Source organism: Seohaeicola sp. 4SK31, assembly GCF_028802875.1.
GTDB lineage: Bacteria > Pseudomonadota > Alphaproteobacteria > Rhodobacterales > Rhodobacteraceae > Seohaeicola.
Map to the genome: position 1 here is coordinate 90,205 of NZ_JARAMP010000006.1, position 26,690 is coordinate 116,894.

The window sequence follows — 26,690 nt, forward strand, 5'->3', positions numbered from 1 at the left end:
CGGACATCTCAGACGGGCAGGCCCACGACAAAGCGCGCGCCCAGCGGTTCCGAGGTCGGGTCCGCATCCGTGGGACGGATATTCTCGGCCCAGATCACGCCATCATGCGCCTCGACGATCTGTTTGGAAATCGCCAGACCCAGACCGGAGTTGTTACCGAATTGTCCCGCTGGCCGTTCCGAATAGAAGCGCTTGAACACCTTGGTCAGCGCCTCGTCCGGGATGCCCGGCCCTGTATCCTCAACGACGATCAGCACACGGTTTTCGCGCTGGCGTGCCCAGACCCGGATCGCATCGCCATCTTCGCATAAGCTGATGGCATTGGTGATCAGGTTCACGAAAACCTGCGCCAGCCGCGCCTCAAGCCCGTGGATGATGATCGGCTGCTCCGGCAGGTCGGTGATGAAATCAATCCCCTGTCCGCGCGCCTCTTGACCAAGGTATTCGCCCAGATTGCCCAGCATCTTCAGCAGATCGAAGGGTTCCTGCTCTTCCTTGACCAGTTCGCTGTCCAGCCGCGAAGCGTTCGAAATATCCGACACCAGACGATCCAGACGACGCACGTCATGTTCGATCACTTCCAGCAGTTTTTCGCGCTGGTCGTCACGTTTGGCCACCCGCAGCGTGCCGACGGCAGAGCGCAGCGACGCCAGAGGGTTCTTGATCTCATGCGCCACATCGGCGGCGAACTGTTCGTTTCCGTCGATACGGTCATAAAGCGCCGACACCATGCCCCGCAGCGCCCCCGAAAGACGTCCGATCTCGTCCGGGCGGGCCGTCATGTCGGGGATGCGGATGCGCCCGTTGGCCGCCTTGCGGCGATCACGGTCGCGTCCGATTTCGGCCGCGGCAGCAAGGTCGGAAATCGGGTTGGCGATGGTCGAGGCCAGAACGATACTCAAGCCGATCGACACAAGCGTCGCGATCAGGAACATCTGCAACACACGCTCGCGCTCGCCCCGCACAAGCAGATCGATCTCCCCGCCCGCGCTGACAAGCGCCACTGCACCCGCCGGTTGGCCTTCCCGCATGATGGGGCTGGCGACGGTAAAGGTCGTGGCACCTGTGGGATCCTGCGCGGTGCGATAGGTCGTGCCGGTGTCCAGCGCGTTGCGCACCTGTTCACGGGCCTGCTGTTCATGCTTGAGGGCGGCCTCCTTCGACTCGAACGGGATCAACCGTGCAACGCCGGACCACAGCCATGACAGAAAATCGACGATTACCGTCGGCTCATCCGGAGCCGCCTCGCCGATCTGAAGGATACCGCGCCCCTTCCCGGTGCCGACCATTTTGCCGGACGCATCGAATACGAAAATCTCCAGACCGTCGCGCAGATCAAGCCGCTCCAGCGTGCCGGTCACTTGCGGTCCGCCACCTTGCGACAGATCCGTCCCGGCCTGCGCCTCGAACACACTTGCGATCAGTTCGGCTTCGGCCACCAGGCTGTTGAGACGCTGCACCGCCAACGGCTCGCGTGAGGAATTCATCAGAAGAATCCCGGCGACGAGGATATTCAGCGCCACCAGGTTGAACGTGATGATCTTGCGGGTCAGCGGAGAGTTCTTGAGTGAGAACAATCCACGCCGCTCGCGCCGTTGACGCAATTCCCCCTCGACAGTGGTATCCGGGGCGACGAAATCGTCGCCCAGAACAACATCACCGTCACGCCGGGGCGTCGCGTCGCGCAAGCTTATCCTTTCTGCGAGTGCCATCACTCTTCGTTATATCTGTAGCCGATACCGTAAAGGGTCTCGATCGCCGAGAATTCAGGATCAGCCGTCCGCATTTTCTTGCGCAGGCGCTTGATATGGCTGTCGATGGTCCGGTCGTCCACATAGACCTGATCATCATAGGCCACGTCCATAAGCTGGTCGCGGCTTTTCACGAAACCGGGCCGCTGCGCCAACGCCTGCAACAGCAGGAATTCCGTTACCGTCAACGAAACGTCGCGCCCCTTCCAGCTGACCGAATGGCGCAGCGGATCCATCCGCAGGTTGCCCCGGTCCATGACCTTGGTTTCTTCGGTGTCGCCCACGATATCGCCGGCCACCGCTTCCTGACGGCGCAGCAGCGCGCGGATGCGTTCGACCAGAAGACGCTGGGAGAAGGGCTTCTTGACATAGTCGTCAGCCCCCATCCGCAGGCCAAGCACCTCGTCGATCTCGTCGTCCTTGGATGTCAGGAAAATCACCGGCATCGAGGTTTTTTGCCGCAGCCGCTGGAGCAGGTCCATCCCGTCCATTCGCGGCATCTTTATGTCGAGCACTGCCATATCGGGCAGTTTCTTGTTGAAAGCGTCCAGTGCGGACTGTCCATCATTATAGGTCTCGACCTCGAAACCCTCTGCTTCGAGAGTCATGGCCACCGACGTCAGAATATTCCGATCATCGTCCACCAGGGCGATTTTCGACATGGCTAAGTTCCTTGTTCTGCTCGTTACGCCTGAATTTTTCCTTAATTCATCTTCTTTTTGGTCTTTACAATCAATCCCTAAGTGCGAATCAGCCCGCAGCATTGTCGTATTTGATCGTAAAATACCCAAGCGATGGCTAATTTGCATCAGTTACGGTTTCCGGGTGATGAACAGTCCCGGGGGAATTTTGCCATGGTTGCGCTAACCTGCGACTGGTTGCGCTAACTGCGAAAAACCCTCCTGTTCCTTCATCCGAGCGTCATGTTAAGAGGCACCGCATCAGCCCCCGCAGGGTTGATCAAAGGCGCAGGGTGCTGCGCAAGGTGAACACGGACCGCCGCCCCACCGCGCGGCTACAGGAGCTTGGCAATATGGCATTTGGACGGGTAAACCCGCAATTCCGGCTTGAAGATCAGGGGATCAGCGGGCTGGGCAATGTCTTTTACAATCTTATGGAGCCCGCATTGATCGAAGCGGCCCTGAAGAAAGGCGAAGGCACACTTGGCAACGGCGGCGCCTTTCTGGTGACCACCGGCAAGTTCACCGGTCGCTCGCCCAAGGACAAGCACGTCGTGCGCACCGCATCGGTTGAGAACAACATCTGGTGGGAAAACAATGCCGCCATGTCGCCAGAAGGCTTCGACGCGCTCTATGCCGACATGACCGAGCACATGAAAGGCGGCGACTACTACGTGCAGGACCTTGTTGCCGGTGCGGATCCCGAACTGGCGATCAACGTGCGGATGGTGACAGAGCTTGCATGGCACGGCCTGTTCATCCGCCACCTGCTCCGCCGTCCCGACCGCGCCGCGCTGGATCGCTTCACGGCCGATTTCACCGTCATCAACTGCCCCAGCTTCAAGGCCGACCCCGCGCGCCACAACTGCCGCTCGGAAACCGTGATCGCCATGAACTTCGACCGCAAGATGATCCTGATCGGCGGCACCGAATACGCGGGCGAGAACAAGAAATCGGTCTTCACCCTGCTGAACTACCTGCTGCCGGAAAAAGGCGTGATGCCGATGCACTGCTCGGCCAATCACGCCACTGGCAACCCGGTCGATACCGCAGTGTTCTTCGGCCTGTCCGGCACCGGCAAGACCACGCTGTCGGCCGATCCCGCGCGCACGCTGATCGGCGATGACGAGCATGGCTGGTCGGACCGTGGAACCTTCAATTTCGAGGGTGGCTGCTATGCCAAGACCATCAACCTCAGCGCCGAGGCCGAACCCGAGATCTATGCCACCACGACCAAGTTCGGCACTGTGATCGAGAACATGATCTTCGATCCCGAAACCTTCGAGCTGGATTTCGACGACGACAGCCTGACGGCGAACATGCGCTGCGCCTATCCGCTGGACTATATCTCGAACGCCTCCGAAACCGCTCTGGGCGGCCATCCCAAGAACGTGATCATGCTGACCTGCGATGCCTTCGGCGTTCTGCCTCCCATCGCGCGGCTGACCCCGGCGCAAGCGATGTATCACTTCCTGTCGGGTTTCACCTCCAAGGTGGCAGGCACCGAGCGCGGCGTGACCGAACCCGAACCCACCTTCTCGACCTGCTTCGGCGCGCCCTTCATGCCGCGCCGCCCCGAAGCCTATGGCAAGCTGCTGCAAGCCAAGATCGCCAAGCACGGGGCAACCTGCTGGCTGGTGAACACAGGCTGGACCGGGGGCGCCTATGGCACCGGCAGCCGTATGCCGATCAAGGCGACCCGCGCCCTGCTGACAGCGGCCCTGGACGGCAGCCTGAACGATGTCGAGTTCCGCAAAGATGAAAACTTCGGCTTCGATGTGCCCGTCTCGGTTGAAGGCGTGGCCGAGGTGCTGCTGGACCCGCGCCGCACCTGGCACGACCCCGAGGCATATGACCGTCAGGCCGCCAAGCTTGTTGAGATGTTTGCCAACAACTTTGCGCAATACGTGCCCTTCATCGACGATGACGTGAAGGCCGCCGCCATCGGATGACGCCACGCTGCATCATCTGCCCTGATCAACCCCGGCCCTGACAGGCCGGGGTTTTTTCATGGCATGCGGTCAGTGCACCAGATCGTCGATCCGCACACGGAGCAGATACCGCAGGTCGTCGCGCGACAGATAGGCCGTGAACGCCTCAATGGCGCGGTCCTTGTCCGCCAGCTTCCAAGACAGTGAGGCGGGTTCAGTGTGCATGAACCCGGCCCTCTCGGCCAGACCCTTGAAGGCTACGGAGCGCACCATGAAGGCAAAGATGAAGTCGGGGTTCAGATCCCGCAGCGCGATGGCAAACCCCATCCGCGACAGCACCGAGGACATACCGCGTCCGCGATAACTCCCGGCATCCTCGTCCAGCCACATCTCGCCATGATAGCAGAGCCGTCCCTTGATTCGCTTGGCACCGGGTCCCGCCTGATAGCGCGACGCCGCCATATCCAACGGCACACCCGAGGGGGGAAACTGCCGAAAGGACCGCCGCAGGTAACTTCCCAGCGACTGTTCGCCCACTTCGACCAGACGCACCGCCTGCGTATGGGCCAGCTGACCTGACTCGGTATGACCGCAAATCCAAAAAGCGTTCAATTTTGACAGGTTATGCATGTCCGCCCGAAACGGCAGACTGACCGGCTGATGCGATCTCCCCTGCGTGACGATCCGATTATACTCGTTAAAATCATGACCTACGGTCACGATCATCTTCTGCTCGTGCAGAATTTTTGCCGCTTCGGAAAGAAGCGGCCACCGCAAAAAAACGTCATGTATCGACATGAAAGGGTGCTCCTGAAGGGTTATGGCCCATTCAGGATTGTAAACCATCAGCGGTTTTTCGCGCAGTGGTTAAGCGCGCCGAGTCACAACTTCCTCCCGCGGGGCCGACTCGACTGCGCGCGCCTGCGCGATGATGTCGGGATCAAGGCCGGGAATGTCGATCTCGCTGGACCGGTCCACCATCGACATCATGGCGAAACTGCCATCGGGAAACCGGCAGCCCAGCAGGAGACGCGCAAAACAGATCGGACGCATCCGGTCGTCAGGCCCATGGGGCATCAGCGTGGCGATGTGGTCCAGCCTGAGACCCTGCGTCGCGCGCAACTCGTCATAAGACTGCGCCGCCGAAAAGTTGAACCGCCCGGCGCCGGGCAGACCGTCTATCTTGCGACCCACGCTGCTCCGCGCCCAGCTCCAGCCATACCAGCGCGCGAAATCCGAATCCTCGCCCACCTCGGCGCACAGCCAGTGATCATCCAGAAAGCGGAACACCAGCGCATGAGGCCGCACGACCTGAAACGCCTTGTGTTCGATCTGCCCTTCAGACAACGCCCAAGCCTGGATCGCCTGCTTCATCACATGACCTTCATGGGTCCAGACCCTTGATATGGGATGTTGTTGCAGATGGTAATAATACCCATCCTCGCGCGACAACGAGAAGTGAAACAACCCGACGCGGTGCCCCACCTCGGATTCCAGCCATGCGCGCCCACGCTCCAGCAGGTTGCGCGCCTCCTGCACGGCCTGTGCGCCGTGCTCGGTCAGGCGATATTGCCGATCCTCGACAGTGAACAGCGGCTTTCCGCGACATTCTTCAAGAATTTCAATGTGACGGCGAAGTGTCTGTCGTGTGACACCCAGGTCCTGCACCGCCCGCGAGACATTGAGTGTATCCGCCAAGGTCACGAACGAACGCAGCATCTCGAAAAGAAGCGATTGGTTACTCTGCTGCTTCATCCACCCACCCCGCCCTCAGGACCATTGCTTGCGACGGTTGCAGACCTTGAGCCCGGCGCCCCTATGTTACCCATAATAGTATATTTATCATACCATTTTGGTAAAAATATCATACATCGACGTCAAATATATGTCAAATTTTTCCACATTCATGGGCTTAATCGGTAAAAATCTAACAAGTTGATTGATTCGGCCGTTGCGCCATTCTCTTCATAGTAGAAATGTGTGAGAGAAAGACATGTCGCACCCGGTAGATATCCATGTCGGCCAGCGTTTGAAGCAATTGCGTATCCTGCGTGGGATGACGCAGACCGATGTGGCCGACGGCCTGAACATTTCGTTCCAACAGGTTCAGAAATACGAGCTTGGTCGGAACCGGATTTCGGCCAGCAAGCTTTTTGAACTGTCCCATATCCTGAAAGTCGCGCCGTCATACTTCTTCGACGGACTCGAAGCCGGTGATTCCGCACCGCAACTTCTGGACGAAGAGGCCACAAAAATTGCCTCAATGTTGACACGAATAAAGGATGATCGTCTGCGCGGCCAGATCCGCAGCTTCATCACGGAAATCGCCAACAGCCAGACCGCCGAGCCCCACGGAACAGCGGCCTGAAACAGGATCGCGGATCAGGTCCGGCCTAGCCGGTCAATCCGCGCCGCATCAGGTTCAAACCCGCGATCAGAAGAACGGCCAGCGTCGCCTTGCGAAAGGCGCGCTGGTCGATGCGATCCTGGATCTGGAACCCGATCCACGTCCCCAGCATCGCAGGTACGATCATCGCCAAGGAAAACGGGAGCGTTTCGGCCCGCATAACGCCCGAACCGACATGCGCCCCGAACAAAGCCACCGCGCCAAGCCCATAGATCACACCCTGCACCCGCATCTGCTCGGTCTTGGGTGTTTCAAGCGCCGTCAGATACATCACGGTCGGCGGCCCCCACACTCCCGAAAACCCGCCAATGAAGCCTGCAAAACCGCCAATCCCGCCTTCGATCCAGCCGCGGCCGCGCGCAGGCAGCCGCAATTGCCACCCCACAAGCTGGACCGCGCAGAACAGAACGACCGGCACACCGATCATCAGAAGCAAGGTCTCTTGCGGCAGCACGCGCACCAGTTGCGCGCTTGCCAACATCGCCACCAGGCCAATCGCCATGAACAGGCGAAACCGTTTGATCGAATCCCACGCCTCCCGCCACCCCTGACGCAGGGCCTGCATCCCGTTCGTCACCAATGTCGGCAGGATCAGCCCGGCCAGCGCCATATCCGGTGCGACAAAAGAGCCAAGCAACGATATCATGATCATCGGCATGGCAAAGCCGACGATGCCCTTGACGATCCCCGCCAAGAGCGCCACGAGCAGGGCAAAGCCAAGGATTTCGGGGGTCATCAGGGTCAGGATTGTGCTCATGCGCCCCTCTTACCACTTCGGCAGGCGGCCGCTAGTGCCGCAGCGCAATAAATCAATGCGCAACTTTCAGTTATCCAACTGGCCGTGTTGGGTATTTTTGTTGCGCTGCAACTGCGAAATGGCTAGGACGGTGTCCAGCAAAAAAAGGATGTGATTCATGGCCCATGACGGACAAGATATTGCAATGAACGCACCGGTGATTCTGCCTGACCTGCTGCGCCAGACTGGCGCCGCCCTGGTCCCTGTCGAAAAACTCTTCGACACGGCCAAATCCCGCGTGCGCGCCCGCGTCAGCGAAGGCGGCCGCGTCTCCGGCGCACTGATCGAGGCCGAGCAGACAGCCGCTCATGGTCTTGCATGGCTGGCCACCTATGTGGAATCGCTCCGCCAGATGCAGAAGTGGGCCGAGGCGCTGGACGCACAGGGCAAGTTCGGCGAGGTCGAACACCTGATCCAGCAGATCGCTTTCGGCGAATACCTGTCGCAGATCACCGGCGGCATCCAGATGAACCAGGGCGAGGTCGTGCGTCTGCAGGATCTGGGTCTTGCGCCCGAAGACACACGGGTGCTGCATGAGGCCGCTATTCTGACCCTGACACAGGGCGGAAACACGCAGGCAGCGCGCGCCCGCCTTGTCACGCTGATGCAGGAACAGTCCGCGAATGTGACCGTGGGTGCCTCCGGCCTCGATGAAGAGCTTGAGATGATCCGCGAGCAGTTCCGCCGCTTCGCCGTCGAAAAAGTCGAGCCCTATGCCCATGAATGGCACCTCAAGGACGAGTTGATCCCGATGGAGATCATCACCGAACTGGCCGAAATGGGCGTGTTCGGTCTGACGATCCCCGAAGAATACGGCGGCTTCGGCCTGTCCAAGGCGTCCATGGCCGTCGTGTCCGAAGAACTCTCGCGCGGTTATATCGGCGTCGGCAGCCTTGGCACCCGGTCCGAGATCGCGGCAGAGCTGATCCTCTGCGGCGGGACCGAGGAACAGAAGCGGAAATGGCTCCCCGGTATTGCCAGCGCGGAAATCCTGCCGACGGCCGTTTTCACCGAACCCAACACCGGGTCGGACCTTGGCAGCCTGCGCACCCGCGCGGTCAAGGATGACAGTGGGGATTATCGCATCACAGGCAACAAGACCTGGATCACCCATGCCGCCCGCACCCATGTGATGACCCTGCTGGCCCGCACCGATCCGTCCAGCACCGATCACCGCGGCCTGTCGATGTTCCTTGCCGAAAAGACCCCCGGCACCGATGAAGCCCCCTTCCCGACCCCCGGCATGACCGGCGGCGAGATCGAGGTTCTGGGCTACCGCGGGATGAAGGAATACGAGCTTGGCTTCGACAACTTCCATGTCAAGGGCGAGAACCTTCTGGGCGGCGAAGAAGGCAAGGGCTTCAAACAGCTGATGCAGACCTTCGAATCCGCCCGCATCCAGACCGCCGCCCGCGCCGTCGGTGTGGCGCAGGCCGCATTGGACGTGTCGATGCAATATGCCATCGACCGCAAGCAGTTCGGCAAAGCGCTGATCAACTTCCCCCGCGTCTCCGGCAAACTGGCGATGATGGCGGTCGAGATCATGGTGGCGCGGCAGCTCACCTATTTCTCGGCCTTCGAGAAAGACAATGACCGCCGCTGCGATCTTGAGGCTGGCATGGCCAAGCTGCTGGGCGCCCGCGTCGCCTGGGCCGCCGCCGACAATGGCTTGCAGATCCATGGGGGCAACGGCTTCGCGCTGGAATACAAGATCAGCCGCATCCTCTGCGACGCGCGCATCTTGAACATCTTCGAAGGGGCCGCAGAAATTCAGGCGCAGGTCATCGCCCGCCGTCTGCTCGACTGATACAGCCCCGCGCATAATCATCCCAAGCCCCGCAGCGCAAACCTGCGGGGCTTTGTCTTGCGCCACCCTTCCTCGTTTCGCAAATACTCAAGCACACCCTGCCCTTGCCCGGCGCGGCTGTTATGTGTCACTGTCAACCAAACACCGCGCAACCGGAAAGACCTGACCATGACCAAACCCTGCATCATCTGTGTCGCCATCACCGGCTCGGTCCCGACCAAGGCCGACAACCCCGCCGTGCCGATCACCGTTTCGGAACAGATCGAGAGCACGCAGGAGGCGTTTGAGGCAGGGGCCACCATCTGCCACGCCCATGTCCGCAACGATGACGGCACGCCCTCCTCCGACCCCGAGAAATTCGCCCGCCTCAAGGAAGGTCTGGAGAAGCACTGCCCCGGCATGATCATCCAGTTCTCGACAGGCGGACGCTCCGGCGCGGGTCAGACCCGCGGCGGAATGCTGCCGCTGCGGCCCGACATGGCCTCGCTGTCCGTCGGGTCCAACAACTTCCCCACCCGCGTCTACGAGAACCCGCCGGATCTGGTGGATTGGCTCGCGGCCGAGATGCTGAAATATGACGTGAAGCCCGAGATCGAGTGTTTCGACCTCAGCCATATCCATCAGGCCGCGAAAATGGCCAAGGATGGCCGCCTGAAAGGGCCGCTTTACGTGCAGTTCGTGATGGGCGTGAAAAACGCCATGCCCGTGGATCGCGAGACGTTTGATTTCTACATCAAGACCGTGGAACGCCTGCTGCCCGATGCGGAATGGTGCGCCGCGGGGATCGGGCCGGGCCAAGTCATCCTGAACGAATGGGTCGTGGCCGCCGGCGGGCATGCCCGCGCAGGGCTGGAAGACAACATCCGGCTGGATCGTGACCATCTGGCCCCGTCCAACGCGGCGCTGATCAAGCGCGTTACCGATCTGTGCGAGAAATACGAGCGCCCCGTCGCCACCCCGGCACAGGCGCGTGACATCCTCGGGCTGCGTCCGGCCTGACACAAGTCGACTGCGCGCCTCACTGTCGGGCGCGCAGTTCTTCCAGCATCTGCAATGCGGCCGCTGTCGCCGTGACACGCCCCTGCGCCACATCGCGGCCCAGCGTCTGCATCCACGCCTTGACCTCCGGCACATCAAGCTGCGCCAAAAGCCCCTGACGCACTTCCTGCCCGAACCAGTATTCCGCCTGCCCGGCGCGGCGGGCCTCGAAATGCCCCGTCTCGCGCCTCCAGTCGATCAGCGCCGTCATCTCCGACCACGCCACTTCCAGCCCCTCGACCTGCAAGGCAGACACGGTCATCGCCTTGGGAAAGCCCTCCGGGTCCTGCGGCCGCTTGCGCAACAGGCGCAGGGCACCCGCATAATCCGCGCAGGTCCGCTGCGCCGCCGGTTTCAGATCGCCATCCGCCTTGTTCACAAGGATCAGATCCGCCATCTCCATGATGCCGCGCTTGACGCCCTGCAACTCGTCTCCCCCGGCCGGGGCCAGCAGCAGCAGGAACAGATCCGACATTTCTGCCACCACGGTCTCGGATTGCCCCACACCGACCGTCTCGATCAGCACCACGTCGAACCCTGCCGCCTCGCACAGCGCCACCGCCTCACGCGTGCGCCGCGCCACACCGCCCAGATGCGACTGCGCGGGCGATGGGCGGATAAAGGCATCGGGTTCGCGGCTCAGATGCTCCATTCGCGTCTTGTCGCCAAGGATCGACCCGCCTGACCGCGCCGAGGATGGATCAACCGCCAGCACCGCCACCCGCAAGCCCTCGCGCAAAAGCATCAGGCCGAAGCTTTCGATAAAGGTGGATTTCCCCACCCCCGGCGTGCCTGACAATCCGATCCGCAGCGCCTGCGCATCCGATTGCGCGCGCAGCAGTTCGATCAACGCCGTCGTCTGCGCGCGATGATCGGGGCGGCTGCTTTCGACCAGCGTGATCGCACGGGCCAGCGCGCGGCGATCCTGCGCCATGATGCGCCGGGCAAGCTCGGTCATGTCCATCGGCTTAGTCCTTCGTCCTGTCCGGTCTTCATGCCTTGGCAGGCTGGGCCTGTCCAGTCAGGCGATGGACGGCGCGGCCGAAATCCCCGATAAGGCCGCCATGCAGACCGCTCTTCCCATCCATGACGCGCTGGAACCGCTGATCGCGGCGCTGCGCACCCATGGCCGCGCTGTGCTGCAAGCCCCGCCGGGCGCGGGCAAGACCACTGTGGTGCCCTTGGCGATGCTGGACGCAGGGCTTACCCAAGGCCGCATCCTGATGCTGGAACCCCGCCGCCTTGCCGCCCGCGCCGCAGCCGAACGCATGGCCGACACCTTGGGCGAGCCTGTCGGTCAGACGGTCGGCTACCGCATCCGGGGCGACAGCAGGACCAGTGCGAAAACCCGGATCGAGGTCGTGACAGAAGGCGTCCTCACCCGGATGATCCAATCCGATCCGGGCCTCGCGGGCGTCGGCGCAGTGATCTTCGACGAATTCCACGAGCGGTCCCTGAACGCCGATCTGGGCCTCGCCCTCTGTCTTGAAATCGCGGGGGCCCTGCGCGACGATCTGATCCTTCTGGCCATGTCGGCCACGCTGGACGCGGAACCCGTGGCCGCCCTGATGGGCGACGGCACCCCCGTCATCACATCCCAAGGCCGCAGTTTCCCCGTCGATCTGCACTGGCTGGGCACCCCCCTGCCCAAAACCGCGCGTCTGGAGGACGCCTGCGCTGATCTGGTCACCCACGCCATCGCGGCAACCCAAGGTGGCGTTCTCGTCTTCCTCCCCGGCGAAGGCGAGATCAAACGGGTCGAGGCGCTGCTATCGAAACGTCTGCCCCCTGATTGCGCCATTCGCCCCCTCTATGGCGCGATGGATTTCGCCGCCCAGCGCGCCGCCATCGCCCCTGTCACGCAACCCGGCACACGCAAGATCGTGCTGGCCACCTCCATCGCGGAAACGTCCCTGACGATCGAGGATATCCGCGTCGTCGTCGATGCTGGCCGTTCTCGCCGGGCCCGTTTCGATCCGGGCGCAGGCATGTCCCGCCTTGTCACAGAACGCGTCACCCGGGCCGAGGCGACGCAACGCGCAGGCCGCGCAGGCCGTGTGGCGCCGGGAATCTGCTACCGCCTCTGGACACGCGGCGAAGAAGGGGCCCTCGCCCACTATCCCCCCGCCGAGATCGAGGCGGCGGACCTCTCCCCCCTTGCCCTCGAACTCGCCCTCTGGGGGGCCGCGCCCGATCAACTGGCCTTCCTGACCCCGCCCAACCCCGGCAGCTATGCCGAGGCGCAATCCCTCCTGCGAATGCTGGGCGCGCTTGATGCCACAAACCGCATCACCGCCCATGGCCGCACCCTCGCCGCCCTCCCGCTGCATCCGCGTCTGGCGCATATGCTGGCCGTGGCAGGCAAACAGGCCGCCCCCCTCGCCGCCCTGCTGGCCGACCGCGACCCCCTGTCGCGCGGCGCGCCCGTCGATCTGACCCTGCGGATCGAGGCGATCACCGACCTCAAACGCTACACCGACACGCGCCCGCATCCCGCCAACCGCGCTGCTGTCGAACGCATCAAGGCCGAGGGTAAACGCCTCGCCAGCACGGCCAGCCAAGGCACCACCGGCCCGCTCAGCCCCGCCGAACAAGCGGCCCTCGCCTATCCCGACCGTATCGGCCAGCGCCGCAAGGGTGATGCCGCGCGCTTCATCCTGTCGGGCGGCAAAGGGGCCATCCTCGACGATCACGACCCGCTGGCCTCATCCCGGCTGATCGTCGCCACCGACCTTGACGGCAACCCGCGTGAGGCGAAGATCAGGCAAGCCGCAGCCATCACTGAAAGTGCCCTGCGCGGGCTGTTCGCGGATCAGATCATCTGGCAGGATCTCTGCGCATGGTCCCGCCGCGACCGCCGCGTCATTTCCCGCAAGCAGGAACGCTTAGGCGCACTGGTGCTGGATGACCGTATCTGGTCGGACGCCCCGCCCGAACAGATCGCCCGCGCCATGCTGGACGGGGTCCGCGATCTGGGCCTGGCCCCCTCGCCCGCCGCACAGCGGTTCCGCGCCAGGGTGCATCTTGCCCGCAAGGGCGGGCTCGACTTGCCCGATATGTCCGACGACGCCTTGATGAGCCGTCTTGACGATTGGCTCCTTCCCCATTTGGCGGGCGTCCGCAGCGCCGCCGACTGGAAGTCCTTCGATCTGCTGCCCCCCCTCCGCGCCATGCTGGACTGGACAACACAACAGGCGCTCGACCGCGCCGTGCCCTCCCATTTCACCACGCCCCTGGGCCGTCAGATCCCCATCGACTATGACGGAGAGGTGCCCGCCATCGAACTGCGCTTGCAGGAAATGTTCGGCCAGACGACGCATCCCACCGTTGCAGGCCAACCCTTGCGCGTCACCCTCCTGTCACCCGGCCAGCGCCCGGTGCAGGTCACGATGGACATTCCCGGCTTCTGGGACAGCTCCTATGCCGATGTGCGCCGCGACATGCGCGGCCGCTACCCGCGCCACCCATGGCCCGAAAACCCGCGTGAGGCCGACCCGACCCTGCGCGCCAAACCACGGGGCACATGATCCTTCTCATCGTCACGGTGTCTCTTTGCGTTTTTCGCGGAATGGGGGTATAAAGGCGGGATAATCAAAAACAATATGTCGGTCTTCGACCGACGAGGCACGGAAACCAGCAGATGATGAACCCGCTCAAAGCCGCCTGGACCAGCATGGTTCAACCCCTTCTCACACGCCCGAAGCGCCTTCAGGTCGCGGCGCTGTGCCTGCGTGGAACCCCACCGGCGCGTGAAGTGCTTCTGATCACCTCGCGCGATACAGGGCGGTGGATCCTGCCCAAGGGCTGGCCCATCGACGGCCTGACCGCCCCCGGCGCCGCCCTGCAGGAAGCTTGGGAAGAAGCGGGCGTCCAGTCCGGCACCATCACCGAAGAACCCTTGGGCACCTATGACTATGACAAGCGGCTTGAGGGCGGCGTGCCCGTTCTGGTCGAGGTCAAAGTCTACGCAGTCACCGATGTCCAGATGGCGGATGACTACCCCGAAGTGGACGAACGCAACCGCCGCTGGATGTCCCCGTCCGAGGCCGCGACACGCGTGGACGAGCCGGGCCTGCGCGAGATCCTGCGGCAATTGTAACAGCAACGTCACAAAATCATGACAGCCCGCTTGATATGACGGGCTATCCCCTCTAGGCCCGTGTTCGGATTTCAACGGCCCGTCCTGACCGGATGCGGCACGGGTAAAGGACTGCGCGCGACCATGTCTGATCAGGACAAAAGCTGGGCCACGCTGGACAAGGACCTCAACCGCATCTCGCGGGTGGAATATGCCACGTCCTATGTCTCGCGGCCTCTGGTCGGTCCGGGCATCGCGCTCGCCTTCATCGTCGTCGCCGGGCTGATGGCGGCAATCCTGATGGGCACGGCGGATCTGAACCTTGTCGTGGTCGCCGCCGCCGTATTCGGGGCCTATATGGCGCTGAACATCGGGGCCAATGACGTCGCCAACAACATGGGCCCTGCGGTCGGGGCCAATGCCCTGACCATGGGCGGGGCGATCCTGATCGCCGCCATTTTCGAAAGCGCCGGAGCCCTGCTGGCAGGCGGCGATGTCGTCTCGACGATCTCGCGCGGGATCATCGACCCGAACACCATCGCAGACCCGCGCATCTTCGTCTGGGCGATGATGGCGGCGCTGATCTCCTCGGCCCTCTGGGTAAACCTCGCCACATGGATCGGCGCGCCGGTCTCGACCACCCATTCCGTCGTGGGCGGTGTGATGGGCGCGGGTATCGTCGCCGCCGGGATGAACGCCGTGAACTGGCCCAGCATGGGGGCGATCGCCGCAAGCTGGGTGATCTCGCCCCTGATGGGCGGTCTCATCGCCGCCGCCTTCCTTGCCCTGATCAAAAGCCGCATCATCTACCGCGAAGACAAGATCGCCGCGGCGCGCGTCTGGGTGCCGATCCTTCTGGGGATCATGGCAGGCACATTCGGCACCTATCTGGCGCTCAAGGGCCTGAACAAGGTGATCAAGATCGACATGGGGCTGGCCCTCCTGATCGGACTCGGCATCGGGGTGGCCTGCTATGCGCTTTGCGTCCCGCTGATCCGCCGTCAGTCCGAAGGGATGGAGAACCGCAACAAATCGCTCAAGGTGCTGTTCGGCCTGCCACTGGTCTTTTCGGCCGCCCTGCTGTCCTTTGCGCATGGCGCCAATGACGTTGCCAATGCGGTGGGGCCGCTGGCCGCCATCGTCCACGCGATCGAGGATGGCGGCGCCTCGGACCGCGTCACCATCCCCACATGGGTCATGGTGATCGGCGCCTTCGGCATTTCCTTCGGCCTGTTCCTGTTCGGACCGAAACTGATCCGCATGGTCGGCAGCCAGATCACCAAGCTGAACCCGATGCGCGCCTATTGTGTCTCGCTTTCGGCGGCGATCACGGTGATCGTGGCCAGCTGGCTTGGCCTGCCGGTCAGTTCCACCCATATCGCCGTCGGCGCGGTCTTCGGTGTGGGCTTCTTCCGCGAGTGGGATCACGAACGCCGCGCCCGCAACGGCAGCTATGTCCTGTCTGAAGAAAAACGCATCGCCCCCGAGGAACGCCGCCGCCGCAAACTGGTGCGCCGCTCGCATTTCCTGACCATCATCGCCGCATGGGTGATCACCGTGCCCGCCGCGGCCCTGCTGTCAGGACTGATCTTCCTGATGCTGTCCCAACTGCCCGCCTGACCCAAGCCCCGCGTTCATCTTGCCAAAAATACTCCGGGGGGAGTCCGCAGGACGGGGGGCAGCGCCCCCCTCAGCGCCATTGGGTCAGGTCACAGGCCCAGGCACCAGCGCATGATCGCCTTCTGCGCGTGCAGGCGGTTCTCGGCCTCGTCGAAGATCACCGAATGCGGCCCATCCATCACGGCGCTTGTCGCCTCGTCATCGCGATGCGCGGGCAGGCAATGCATGAACAGGGCATCCGGCTTGGCCCGTGCCATCAATGCCTCATTCACCTGATAGGCCCGCAACTGGTTGTGCCGCCGCTCCCGCGCGGATTGCGGATCGTGCATGCTGACCCAGGTGTCGGTGACCACCAGATCGGCCCCCTCCACCGCCTTGTGCGGATCGCGCTCGATCGTGACGCTGACACCCTTGGCGCGAGCCTCCTCGACAAAGACCATCTCGGGATCGAGGGGCGGCGGGCCGGTGAACACCAGGTCGAAACCGAACTGCCCCGCCGCATGGGCGAAACTCGCAAAGACGTTGTTGCCATCCCCCGACCACACCACCTTGCGACCCTTGATGGGGCCGCGATGCTCCTCGAACGTCATGATATCGGCCATGATCTGACAGGGATGGGTCCGGTTGGTCAGCCCGTTGATCACGGGCACCGTGGCATGCTCGGCCATCTCCAGCAGCGTTGCCTCCTCGAAGGTGCGGATCATGATCATGTCCACATAACGCGACAGCACGCGGGCCGTGTCGGCGATCGTCTCGCCATGCCCCAATTGCATGTCGGCCCCCGACAGCACCATCGTCTGTCCGCCCATCTGGCGCACGCCCACGTCAAAAGATACGCGCGTCCGGGTCGAAGGCTTCTCGAAGATCAGCGCGACCATGTGGCCCGCCAGGGGCTGCTCGGCGTCGGGCATCCCCTTGGGTCGCCCATTGCGCGCATCCTTGATCCGGCGCGCCTCGTCGATCATGTGACGCAGATCAGCGGATGAGGTTTTGTTGATGTCGAGAAAATGCGGCATGGCAATCGATTCCTGAAGCCGGGGAGGGGGGCCAGCCCCCACGTTCAACGATCTTGAACGATCCCCCCGGGATATTTGGGGCAAAAAGAAGCTCAGGCGCGTTTCGCCTCAAGCGTGGCGGCAGCGCGGTCAAGGCGGGTGATGGCCTCGGCGATCTCATCCTCCGTGATGTTCAGCGGTGGCAACAGGCGGATCACATTGTCGCCCGCAGGCACGGTGATGACCTGTTCGGCATAGCCAGCCGCCACCATATCCGTGTTCGGCACCTTGCATTTCAGACCCAGCATCAGGCCGGACCCGCGCACCGCCTCGAACACATCGGGATGGGCACCGACCAACCCTTCCAGCTTCTGGCGCAGGCCCCCGGCACGGGCGCGCACGCCTTCCAGAAAGGCGGGATCGGCCACGATCTCCATCACCGCATTGCCGACAGCGCAGGCCAGCGGGTTGCCGCCATAGGTCGACCCATGCGTGCCCGCCGTCATGCCGGAGGCCGCGTTTTCTGTGGCAAGCACCGCACCCAGCGGAAAGCCCCCGCCGATGCCCTTGGCGACCATCATGATATCGGGCGTGACCCCCGCCCATTCATGCGCGAACAGACGCCCCGTCCGGCCCATGCCGCATTGCACCTCGTCCAGGATGAGCAGCGTCCCCGTCTCGTCGCACAGCGCCCGCAACCCTTTGAGGCACTGATCCGGCAGCGGGCGGATACCGCCTTCGCCCTGCACAGGCTCGATCAGGATCGCCGCCGTGCGCGCGTTGATCGCCGCATGCAGCGCGTCATGGTCGCCCCAGTCCAGATGGATGAAACCGGGCAGAAGCGGCCCGAACCCCTTGGTCATCTTCTCGGACCCGGCGGCCGCGATACCCGCCGAGGACCGGCCATGGAAGGACCCGTTGAAGGTGATGATATCCGTCCGCTCGGGCTGGCCTTTCTCATACCAGTATTTGCGCGCCATCTTGACCGCCAATTCGCAGCTTTCCGTGCCCGAGTTGGTGAAGAACACCGTATCGGCAAAGGTGGCTGCCACCAGCCGGTCGGCCAGTTCCTGCTGCTGCGGGATCTGATAGAGGTTCGACACATGCCAGATCTTCTGCGCCTGTTCGGTCAGCGCCGCCACCAACGCCGGATTGGCATGACCCAGCACATTCACCGCGATCCCGGCCCCCAGATCAAGGAAGCGTCGGCCATCCGCCTCGATCATCCAGCTTCCCTCGCCCTTCACGAACTGGAGAGCGGCGCGGTTATAAGTCGGCAAAACGGACGGGATCATGGTGATCTTCCTTATCTGGCAAGGCCCTGTGAGTGCATCACGAGGGGCCTCAAGTCAACATTCTCGACGATATGGCATCGGTTGGCGCAACATTCGACAAGCGATACAGTTCGAGAGGGCGGATTGCGGGGTATAAATGCGCCGAAGCGCGAAGGGCAAAAGCAGGCGGAACGTCAGGCGCGGGTGCGTCGGCGTCGGGTCGTCACGAAAGGGATGCGGCTTTTGCTCATGACGCAGTGATAGCGGCCCGCATGGCAAAGGCCAAGACAAATTCGGCAGGGCCACCCCTTGCCTGTGCAAAGTGGCCACAGCATAGATGGGCGATGTTCGTCGCCCGCCCCCTGAACCCGCCGCTGGCCATCGCCCTGATGCTGTCGGCTACCGCTTTCATCGCGGGCACCACTCTGCTGGCCAAGGCTATCGGCGGGGGACATCTGGGTCCGCCGCTTCATCCCCTGCAGATCAGCCACGGACGCTTCATCTTTGCCTTTGCCCTGTTTGCCAGTGCGGCGGCGGTGCTGCGCCCGCGCATCCAGCGCCCCGATCTGCGGCTGCATCTGGGGCGGACTTTCTTCGGCTGGAGCGGCGTCACCCTGATGTTCGCCGCCGTCGCCTTCATCCCCATGGGCGACGCCACCGCGATCAGCTTTCTGAACCCGGTCTTTGCCATGCTGCTGGCGATCCCGCTTCTGGGTGAACGTGTGGGGCGCATCCGCTGGAGCGCGGCCTGCATCGCCCTGCTAGGCGCGCTGATCCTGCTGCGCCCCACCTCGGCCAGCTTTCAACCTGCCGCTCTGCTGGCGCTGGTCGCGGCTGTTGCCATGGGGCTTGAGGTGATCTTCATCAAGAAACTCGCCGGGCGCGAGGCGCCGTTCCAGATCCTGCTGGTCAACAACGCCATCGGCGTGGTCATCGCCAGTCTGGCCGTGATCCCGGTCTGGACACCGCCCACGCCCGCCCAATGGGTCGCGCTTGCCGCCATCGGCGCGTTGATGGCCACGGCGCAGGTGTTCTTCATCAACGCCATGGCGCGGGCCGATGCCAGTTTCGTAGCGCCTTTCAGCTATGCCACGCTGATCTTCGCGGCCCTCTACGATGCGGTGGTTTTCGGCACCCGCCCCGATGCCGTGTCATGGATGGGCGCGCTGGTGATCCTGTCCGGCGCGGGCCTTCTTGCGTGGCGCGAAGCGCGGCTGGGCAAGCCTCGCCCGCCTGTGCCGCCCGCCTCGGGCGCGGCACCCTGACGGATCACGCCTTCAGACGATAGCCAGTGCGGAACATCGACCACGCCATCAGGCTGATCACCAATGTCGTGGCGCTGCACACCGTCAGGCCCAGCCAGGGCGAGCTGTCCGATACTCCCAGCACTCCGAAACGCACCCCGTCGATCAGGTAGAAGACCGGGTTCACATGGGTGATCTCATAGAGAACGGGCGGCAGGGCCGCGACGGAGTAGAACGTGCCCGACAGAAAGGCCAAAGGCGTCACGATGAAGTTGGTGATTGCCGCCATCTGGTCGAACTTGTTGGCAAAGACCCCTGCCACGATCCCGACCGCGCCCATCATGGCCGATCCCAGCAGCACGAAGATCAGCGCCCACAGCGGATGGGCAATCGGGATTCCCAGCACCAGCAGGATTCCCAGCCCGATCGCCAGCGCCACTGCCAGCCCGCGCACGATCCCGCCCGCCAGATAGCCCAGCACCAGCTCGCCCGCCGAGAGGGGCGGCATCAGCGTGTCCACGATATTGCCCTGCACCTTCGAGATCACGATGGAAGACGAGGTGTTGGCGAAGGCGTTCTGGATCACCGTCATCATCAGGATGCCCGGCGCGATGAAAGCGGTGAAGGGCACACCCAGAACGTCGCCGCGTGTGGGGCCTATGGCGATGGAAAAGATCACCAGAAACAGCGCCGCGGTCACCAGCGGGGCCAGCAGCGTCTGGGTCCAGACCGACACAAAGCGCATCACCTCGCGCCAGGCCAGCGTATAGAGGCCCAGCCAGTTGACCCGTCCGAAGCGCCTGCTTCCCATGTCGCGTGTCTGACTCATCTCGGCTTCTCCTGTTTTTCCTGGCCATGCGCTGGCGGCAGGCCCCTGCAAACCGGTGCGGATGTGATTCGGCACCTTGTAACTCGGCAAGGGTTGTTTAGAATAGGAACCTACAAGATGACAGGGCGGCCCCGGAGATTGCGGGCCGCCTTTTGGGTAAGGAAAGACCATGTCCTGGACCGATGAGCGCGTTGAGCTGTTGAAGAAAATGTGGGGCGAGGGCCAGTCGGCCAGCCAGATCGCCAAGGAACTGGGCGGCGTCACGCGCAATGCCGTGATCGGCAAGGTCCATCGTCTGGGTCTGTCCAACCGCGCTGGTGCGGCCCCTGCCCCTGCGGCGGCGGCCCCCGCAGCGGCCCCCAAACCCGAGGCCAAGCCCAAGCCCGCGCCCAAACCGGTCGAGGCGAAGGCCCGTCCCGCCGCCAAGCCCGCGCCGCGGGTGGTGGAGGATGAGGTCGAGGTCGAGGATGACGTGGAGGAGGATGTCGTGGCCCGTCAGGTCACGGTGCCCCATACCCGCAAGGCGATCATTCCGGCGGGGCAGCCTTTGCCGCCGCAGCCTTCGGCCAATGAGATCAGCCCCGAAGCCTTGGCCAAGGTTTCCGAGATCGAAAAGAAGGCGCGCCGCCTGACGCTGATGGAACTGACCGAGCGGACCTGCAAATGGCCCGTGGGCGATCCTGCGACCGAGAACTTCTGGTTCTGCGGCCTGCCCACGCAGGCGGGCAAGCCCTATTGCGAGGCCCATGTGGGGGTGGCGTTCCAGCCCATGTCCTCGCGCCGTGACCGCAAGCGGTAATTCCGAGTGTCCCACCGTGGGACATTTTTCGGTTTATTTGTTTTCAATGGGTTGGCGGGTCGCGTTAGGGATTTTTTAACGGTTTCGTGGTGTGGTGCGGGCTTGGACCGGGGGGGTGACCTTCGGTGCGTGGGGTCTCCCGCGTTCGCAGACAGCGGCTTTGGGATAGACGTAGGGTGCGTGCAAGCACGCACCATTCCCGCCCGCAATTACAAATGGTGCGTGCAAGCACGCACCCTACGGCTCGCTAGCGGCTCTCATCCAACCTCTCCAGCAAGACGCGCGGTCGCCGACACGCGGGGTGGCGATGGGACGGCTGTTTGGGGCAGTTTATGGTTGTCCGGTCATCGAACGATCATTCTGGTCGCAACGGTTGCCAAATCGCCGCCCCGGGGGGCGGGTCGGCGATCGCGCGGCGGTGCTGCGCACCTTGATTCCGCGCGGAGCGCAAAAAACAAAAAGGGCACCTGCTGGGGTGCCCTTTGGTGTTTCAGCGGATCAAAGCGTTCACGCCGCCTTCAGCCCCGCCATCACGCGCGACAGGTGGTAGTCGGTGTCGCCAAGCTGCGCATCCAGCATCACCAGACGTTTGGCGTAATGCGAGACGGGGTATTCCCATGTCATCGCGATGCCGCCATGCATCTGGATCGCCTCTTCCGCCACAAGGCGGGCGGCGCGGCCGATCAGGTTTTTCGCCATGGACACGAAGCGGGAGGCATCGGGGCCGTCCAGTTCGGACGCGGCCTTGATGGTGATGGAGCGGGACTGCTCGATCTCGGTCAGCATGTCGACGGCGCGGTGTTGCAGGACCTGAAACTTGCCAATGGGCACACCGAATTGCTTGCGCGTGCGCAGGTAGTCCAGCGTGGTGGCATGGGTCACGTCCATGGCACCCACGGCCTCGGCGCAGAGGGCCAAGGTGCCTGCGTTCAGCGCGTCGGTCAGGGCGTCGGCGGCATCGGCCATCAGCAGCTTGGCGGGCGTGTCGTCGAGCAGCACCTCGGCGGCACCGCCACCGTCCATCATCGGATAGCCTGCGATCTGGGCGTCGCTTGCCTGCACTTCGAACAGCGCGGGTTTGCCGTCCAGCATGGCGGCGACGAGGATCACATCGGCGACTTGGCCGCCATAGACGGCGGATTTGCGGCCTGACAGGACATGGCCCGCGCCTTTGGCTGTGGCAGTGCAGGTGATGCTGTCCAGATCATAGGGGGCTTCCACCTCGCCCACGGCGACGGCGTATTTCGTGGCACCGGACAACAGCACCTCTTGATCCGCGCCGATCTTGGTCATGAGGCGGCTGGCCATGGCCGCGCCCAGCAGGGGTTCGGGGTTGAGGGCGCGGCCCAAAGCCTCAAACACCACCATGATGTCGAAACCCGTGCCGCCGAACCCGCCAGCATCCTCGGGGGCCAGCGCGAACAGCGCGCCCAGTTCGGCCATTTCCGCCCATTTGTCGGGATCATGGCAGGGCAGCGCATAGGCCACCTTGTTGCGGTGATCGACGGGGTATTTGTCGCCCAGATAGCGGTTGAGGCTGTCTTGGAGCATCCGGCGGTCTTCGGTGAGGTTGAAATCCATCGGTCAGAGCTCCAGCATGGTTTTGGTCAGGATATTGCGCTGAATTTCGTTGGACCCGCCGAAGATCGAGGTCTTGCGGTTGTTGAAATAGCGCGCGGCGTTGTTGGCGGTGCCTTCGGGGCCGAACATGATATTGCCGTCCGTCATGGAACCGGGAAACGGTGCGGCGACAGGGCCGAGGGCGCGGCGGGCGAGGTCTTTCAACTCCTGATGGATGACCGTGCCTTTGATCTTGAGGATCGAGGTTTCGGGGCCGGGTGCGCCCTGCTGCTGCGCCTTGAAGAGCATGCGCAGGTTGGTGATTTTCATCGCCTCGAGGTCAATCTCGGCCTGCGCGATACGGGCGGCGAAGAGCGGGTCTTCGATCAGGGGGCGGCCTGCGCGGCGGATTTTTCTGGCGAGGGCTTTGACCTCTTCCAGCGATTGCATCGAGAAGCCGACACCTGCGATGCCCGTGCGTTCATGGGTGAGCAGGAATTTGGCGATGGTCCAGCCCTTGTTTTCCTCGCCCACCAGATTGGCGACGGGGACGCGGACGTCGGTGAAGAAGACCTCGTTCACCTCGTGCCCGCCCTCGATCAGGCGGATGGGGCGCATCTCGATACCCGGCGTGGCAAGGTCGACGAGGATGAAGCTGATGCCTTCCTGCTGTTTCGCGGCGTGATCGGTGCGGCAGAGGCAGAAGATCATGTTGGCGTGCTGGCCCAGCGTGGTCCATGTCTTCTGGCCGTTGATGATGTAGTGATCGCCCTCGCGCACGGCGCGGGTTTTCAGGCTGGCGAGGTCGGAGCCTGCCCCCGGTTCGGAATAGCCCTGACACCACCAGTCGGTGCCGTCGAGGATGCGGGGCAGGTAATAGTCCTGCTGTTCCTTGGAGCCGAAGGCTTGCAGCACCGGGCCCAGCATGTTGAGGCCGAAGGGCACGATGCGGGGGGCGTAGGCGCGGCAGCATTCTTCTTCGAAGATATGCTTTTGCACGGGTGTCCAGCCGGGACCGCCGAATTCCACGCCCCATGTGGTGGCGAGCCAGCCCTTGCGGTTCAGGATGGCGTGCCATTCCTCCAGCATCTCTTTGCTCTGCTCGCCGCCGTTGCGGACCGCGTCGGAAATGCGTTTGGGCAGGTTTTCGGCCAGATAGGCGCGCACTTCATCGCGGAAGGCGATTTCCTCGGGGGAGAAACTCAGGTCCATCTTCAGGCCTCCTTGTTCATGTCAGCGAAAGATGTGCCTTGCGTGGCCATCTTTTCAAGCAGGGCCGGAACCTGCCAATAGGTCGCATCTTCCTGTGCGTAGGTCTTGATGCGTTGGGTCAGGGCGGCGGCGCCGATGGTATCGGCATAGTGCAGCGGGCCGCCGCGATGGCGGGGGAAGCCGTAGCCGAACAGGAAAACCATATCCACGTCGAGCGGGCGTTTGGCCGTGCCGTCTTCGACCACGCGGGTGGCTTCGACGATCATGGCGGTCATGTAGCGGTCCACGATGTCTTGATCGGTGAAGGTGCGCGGGGTGATGTTGGCTTTGGCGCGTTCCTCGGCGATGAAGGTGTCCACGGCGGGGTTCGGTGTGATCTCCTTACCCTCGTAGACGTAGTAGCCCTTGCCGGTCTTGCGGCCGAACCAGCCTGCTTCGCAGATACGATCTGCGACGGCCCCGGCGTAACGCTCGTTGGGGTCGCGGGTGGCGGCTTTGCGTTTGCGGGTCATCCAGCCGATGTCGAGACCGGCAAGATCGCCCACCTTGTGCGGTCCCATGGCGAAGCCGAACCCTTCGAGCGCGGTATCCACCTGCTGCGGGGTGGCCCCGTCGAGGACCAGATAGGCAGCGGTTTTGCTGTAATGGGCGAGGATACGGTTGCCGATGAACCCGTCGCAGACGCCGGCGCGGACGCCGACCTTGCCCAGCTTTTTCGCAAGCTGGAAGCCACTGGCGACCACATCGGGGGCGGTCTTGTCCGCCACCACGATTTCCAGCAGGCGCATCACATGGGCGGGGCTGAAGAAATGCAGGCCCAGCACGTCCTGCGGGCGGGAGGTGACAGCCGCGATTTCGTTGATATCCAGATAGGAGGTGTTGGACGCAAGGATCGCACCGGGTTTGCAGATCGCATCCAGCTTGGTGAAGATGTCTTTCTTGACACCCATATCCTCGAAAACGGCCTCGATCACCAGATCGACCGCGCCCAGCGCGCCCATGTCGAGCGAGGGCGTGAGCATGGCCAGCGTCGCGTCGCGCTTGTCCGCCTTGAGCTTGCCGCGTTTGACGGCCCCGTCGAGATTGGCGGTGATCGTGGAGATGCCACGGTCGAGACCGTCCTGCGCGACTTCGACCAAGGTGACGCGCAGTCCCGCCAGAAGGCAGGCGGTGGCGATGCCGGAGCCCATGGTGCCGCCGCCGATCACGCCGACATGGGCGATCTCGCGGGAGGGGCCTTTCGCCTCGGGGATGTTGCTGACGGCGCGTTCGCCGAAAAAGGCGTGGATCAGGCCCGCGCGCTGCGGCGTGTCCATGCAGGCCATGAAGGCGGCGCGTTCGATCTTCAGACCCTCGGCCAGCGGCAAGGTGGAGGCGGCCACGGCTTCCACGCATTTATGCGGCGAGAAGAGGTGGCTTTGGGTTTTCCGCAGATGGGCGGCGGTCTGATCCAGCGCGACCTGATCGGCGATGGTCGCGATCTGGTCGGTGCGACGGGTTTTCAGCGTGCCGTCGATCACCTCCTGCGCGGCTTTCAGCGCCACATCGCGGGGATCGCCTGTTTCCAGCCGGTCGATGATCCCGGCCTCAAGTGCTTCTTTGGCCGGAACCTGACGGCCCGACAGGATCATGTCCAGCGCGAAGGGGATACCGGTCAGGCGAGGCATGCGCTGCGTGCCGCCAGCGCCGGGCAGAAGGCCCAGCAGGATTTCGGGCAGGCCGACGCGCAGCCCTTCGATGCCGACGCGGGCATGGGTGGAGAGGCCAAGTTCCAGCCCGCCGCCAAGGGCGGTGCCGTGCATGACGCTGATCACCGGGATGGCAGAGGCTTCGATGATGTTGAACACATCGGGCAGCGCGGGGGGCACGAAGGGCTTGCCGAATTCGCGGATATCGGCGCCTGCCACGAAGGTGCGCCCTGCGGCGTAGATCGCGATGACGCGGGCGGTGGCTTGGGTGTTCAGATGTTCGATGGCCTCTTGCAGACCTTGGCGGACGGCCTGTCCGGTGGCGTTGACCGGCGGATTGTCGATGCAGATCAAGGCGATGTCGCCGACCCGTTCGATGGAGATGCAGTCATTGATGGCGGTGGTGTCAGACATTCTATCCTCCCGAATTGGGCAGGACGGTAGTGCCTTGGGCCAGACCCGTCAATCAGTGGAATACTGTTTTGCTTTGCGGAATAAGCAGGTGACGCAACGGATTTTTCCTGCGTTCACTGGCTGCGGGGTTGCCCGTGTCGCAGGTAGAGAATCCGTGCCAGCATCGCCAGAAGGCCAATGGCGCCGGAGCAGAGCACGAGGAGTGTCCAGGGCATGGGGTGCATGCCCAGACGCCGTGCTTCGGGGATCATGAAGGCCAGCGCGCAACCGGCGGCGAGCAGCAGATCGAACCAGATCTGCACGCCCCATGCGTTGCGGGTGTGTTCGGCCCAGAAGCCGAAGGGACCGCCGGTGGCGATGGCATAAAGGCTCCATCCGGCGAAGGCGGCGCAGAGGGTGGCGGCGGCGATCCATGCCTGCGGGCCGAGCGTGCGGGGGCGGTGCGCGTAGGTCAGCACGGCGGCGACGGTGGCGAGACCCGCGAGGACGGGCAGGATGTCGAACAGGGTCATGGGCGGTTTCCTTGGGGCGGGGGGCGGTGTAGCATCTGCTTCAATCTAAGCGAAT

General features: G+C 63.3%; 22 protein-coding genes. 9 read left to right on the forward strand and 13 right to left on the reverse strand.

What is annotated here, in order from left to right; all coding sequences use genetic code 11:
- Positions 1–8 precede the first annotated feature (8 nt).
- Entirely contained in the window at positions 9–1,712 is a 1,704-nt protein-coding gene (locus tag PVW27_RS06965; protein ID WP_274556330.1) for a sensor histidine kinase, read from the reverse strand.
- Entirely contained in the window at positions 1,712–2,413 is a 702-nt protein-coding gene (locus PVW27_RS06970) for a response regulator transcription factor (RefSeq protein WP_274556332.1), read from the reverse strand. The genes PVW27_RS06965 and PVW27_RS06970 overlap by 1 nt, the downstream gene beginning before the upstream one ends.
- 371 nt (positions 2,414–2,784) lie before the next feature.
- On the opposite strand from PVW27_RS06970, the gene PVW27_RS06975 reads away from it, so the two are divergent.
- Positions 2,785–4,383: a phosphoenolpyruvate carboxykinase gene (locus tag PVW27_RS06975; protein WP_274556333.1), complete on the forward strand. Its 1,599-nt coding sequence runs from the start codon at positions 2,785–2,787 to the stop codon at positions 4,381–4,383.
- Positions 4,384–4,452: 69 nt separating this feature from the next.
- On the opposite strand, the gene PVW27_RS06980 is transcribed toward PVW27_RS06975, so the two are convergent.
- Complete coding sequence (locus PVW27_RS06980; protein WP_274556334.1) at positions 4,453–4,992, reverse strand: hypothetical protein; 540 nt, start codon at positions 4,990–4,992, stop codon at positions 4,453–4,455.
- Positions 4,993–5,229: 237 nt separating this feature from the next.
- Entirely contained in the window at positions 5,230–6,117 is an 888-nt protein-coding gene (locus tag PVW27_RS06985; protein ID WP_274556336.1) for a helix-turn-helix domain-containing protein, read from the reverse strand.
- Positions 6,118–6,355: 238 nt separating this feature from the next.
- Between PVW27_RS06985 and PVW27_RS06990 the strand changes: the two genes are divergently transcribed.
- Positions 6,356–6,730 (forward strand): helix-turn-helix domain-containing protein, encoded by a 375-nt coding sequence (locus tag PVW27_RS06990; protein ID WP_274556337.1) that lies wholly within the window; start codon positions 6,356–6,358, stop codon positions 6,728–6,730.
- Between the two features lie 25 nt (positions 6,731–6,755).
- On the opposite strand, the gene PVW27_RS06995 is transcribed toward PVW27_RS06990, so the two are convergent.
- Positions 6,756–7,526 (reverse strand): sulfite exporter TauE/SafE family protein, encoded by a 771-nt coding sequence (locus PVW27_RS06995; protein ID WP_274556339.1) that lies wholly within the window; start codon positions 7,524–7,526, stop codon positions 6,756–6,758.
- 157 nt (positions 7,527–7,683) lie between these two features.
- Here PVW27_RS06995 and PVW27_RS07000 point away from each other — a divergent pair, with 157 nt between their 5' ends.
- A complete protein-coding gene (locus PVW27_RS07000) occupies positions 7,684–9,372 on the forward strand; it encodes an acyl-CoA dehydrogenase family protein (protein WP_274556341.1) in 1,689 nt (562 codons plus the stop codon).
- Between the two features lie 168 nt (positions 9,373–9,540).
- Complete coding sequence (locus tag PVW27_RS07005; protein WP_274556343.1) at positions 9,541–10,371, forward strand: 3-keto-5-aminohexanoate cleavage protein; 831 nt, start codon at positions 9,541–9,543, stop codon at positions 10,369–10,371.
- 19 nt (positions 10,372–10,390) lie between these two features.
- On the opposite strand, the gene meaB is transcribed toward PVW27_RS07005, so the two are convergent.
- Complete coding sequence (gene meaB, locus PVW27_RS07010; protein WP_274556345.1) at positions 10,391–11,374, reverse strand: methylmalonyl Co-A mutase-associated GTPase MeaB; 984 nt, start codon at positions 11,372–11,374, stop codon at positions 10,391–10,393.
- Between the two features lie 100 nt (positions 11,375–11,474).
- Between meaB and hrpB the strand changes: the two genes are divergently transcribed.
- The 3 genes from hrpB (at position 11,475) to PVW27_RS07025 (ending at position 16,108) form a co-directional block, all read left to right on the forward strand.
- Positions 11,475–13,937, forward strand: coding sequence for an ATP-dependent helicase HrpB (gene hrpB, locus PVW27_RS07015; protein WP_274556347.1), 2,463 nt, complete (start codon positions 11,475–11,477; stop codon positions 13,935–13,937).
- Between the two features lie 113 nt (positions 13,938–14,050).
- The gene (locus PVW27_RS07020; RefSeq protein ID WP_274556348.1) at positions 14,051–14,509 is read left to right on the forward strand and encodes an NUDIX hydrolase; all 459 of its coding nucleotides are present in this window, start codon (positions 14,051–14,053) and stop codon (positions 14,507–14,509) included.
- A 123-nt stretch (positions 14,510–14,632) separates the two neighbouring features.
- A complete protein-coding gene (locus PVW27_RS07025; RefSeq protein ID WP_274556350.1) occupies positions 14,633–16,108 on the forward strand; it encodes an inorganic phosphate transporter in 1,476 nt (491 codons plus the stop codon).
- Positions 16,109–16,197: 89 nt separating this feature from the next.
- Here the strand turns inward: PVW27_RS07025 and argF are convergent, their stop codons facing one another.
- Both argF and PVW27_RS07035 read right to left on the reverse strand, forming a co-directional pair.
- Positions 16,198–17,124 carry an ornithine carbamoyltransferase gene (gene argF / locus PVW27_RS07030; protein WP_274556352.1) on the reverse strand — a complete coding sequence of 309 codons (927 nt, stop codon included), beginning with the start codon at positions 17,122–17,124 and terminating at the stop codon, positions 16,198–16,200.
- A 92-nt stretch (positions 17,125–17,216) separates the two neighbouring features.
- Complete coding sequence (locus tag PVW27_RS07035; RefSeq protein WP_274556354.1) at positions 17,217–18,398, reverse strand: aspartate aminotransferase family protein; 1,182 nt, start codon at positions 18,396–18,398, stop codon at positions 17,217–17,219.
- Positions 18,399–18,721: 323 nt separating this feature from the next.
- Between PVW27_RS07035 and PVW27_RS07040 the strand changes: the two genes are divergently transcribed.
- Complete coding sequence (locus PVW27_RS07040) at positions 18,722–19,642, forward strand: DMT family transporter (protein ID WP_274556356.1); 921 nt, start codon at positions 18,722–18,724, stop codon at positions 19,640–19,642.
- Positions 19,643–19,646: 4 nt separating this feature from the next.
- Here the strand turns inward: PVW27_RS07040 and PVW27_RS07045 are convergent, their stop codons facing one another.
- Positions 19,647–20,450: an ABC transporter permease gene (locus PVW27_RS07045; protein ID WP_274556358.1), complete on the reverse strand. Its 804-nt coding sequence runs from the start codon at positions 20,448–20,450 to the stop codon at positions 19,647–19,649.
- A 169-nt stretch (positions 20,451–20,619) separates the two neighbouring features.
- Between PVW27_RS07045 and PVW27_RS07050 the strand changes: the two genes are divergently transcribed.
- Positions 20,620–21,249: a GcrA family cell cycle regulator gene (locus PVW27_RS07050; protein ID WP_274556360.1), complete on the forward strand. Its 630-nt coding sequence runs from the start codon at positions 20,620–20,622 to the stop codon at positions 21,247–21,249.
- Between the two features lie 507 nt (positions 21,250–21,756).
- On the opposite strand, the gene PVW27_RS07055 is transcribed toward PVW27_RS07050, so the two are convergent.
- The 4 genes from PVW27_RS07055 to PVW27_RS07070 all read right to left on the reverse strand — a co-directional run bounded on the left by PVW27_RS07055 (position 21,757) and on the right by PVW27_RS07070 (position 26,635).
- The gene (locus PVW27_RS07055) at positions 21,757–22,830 is read right to left on the reverse strand and encodes an acyl-CoA dehydrogenase family protein (protein ID WP_274556362.1); all 1,074 of its coding nucleotides are present in this window, start codon (positions 22,828–22,830) and stop codon (positions 21,757–21,759) included.
- 3 nt (positions 22,831–22,833) lie between these two features.
- A complete protein-coding gene (locus tag PVW27_RS07060; protein WP_274556363.1) occupies positions 22,834–24,021 on the reverse strand; it encodes an acyl-CoA dehydrogenase family protein in 1,188 nt (395 codons plus the stop codon).
- A gap of 2 nt (positions 24,022–24,023) precedes the next feature.
- The gene (locus PVW27_RS07065) at positions 24,024–26,123 is read right to left on the reverse strand and encodes a 3-hydroxyacyl-CoA dehydrogenase NAD-binding domain-containing protein (RefSeq protein ID WP_274556365.1); all 2,100 of its coding nucleotides are present in this window, start codon (positions 26,121–26,123) and stop codon (positions 24,024–24,026) included.
- Positions 26,124–26,236: 113 nt separating this feature from the next.
- Positions 26,237–26,635 carry a hypothetical protein gene (locus PVW27_RS07070; RefSeq protein ID WP_274556367.1) on the reverse strand — a complete coding sequence of 133 codons (399 nt, stop codon included), beginning with the start codon at positions 26,633–26,635 and terminating at the stop codon, positions 26,237–26,239.
- Positions 26,636–26,690 lie beyond the last annotated feature (55 nt).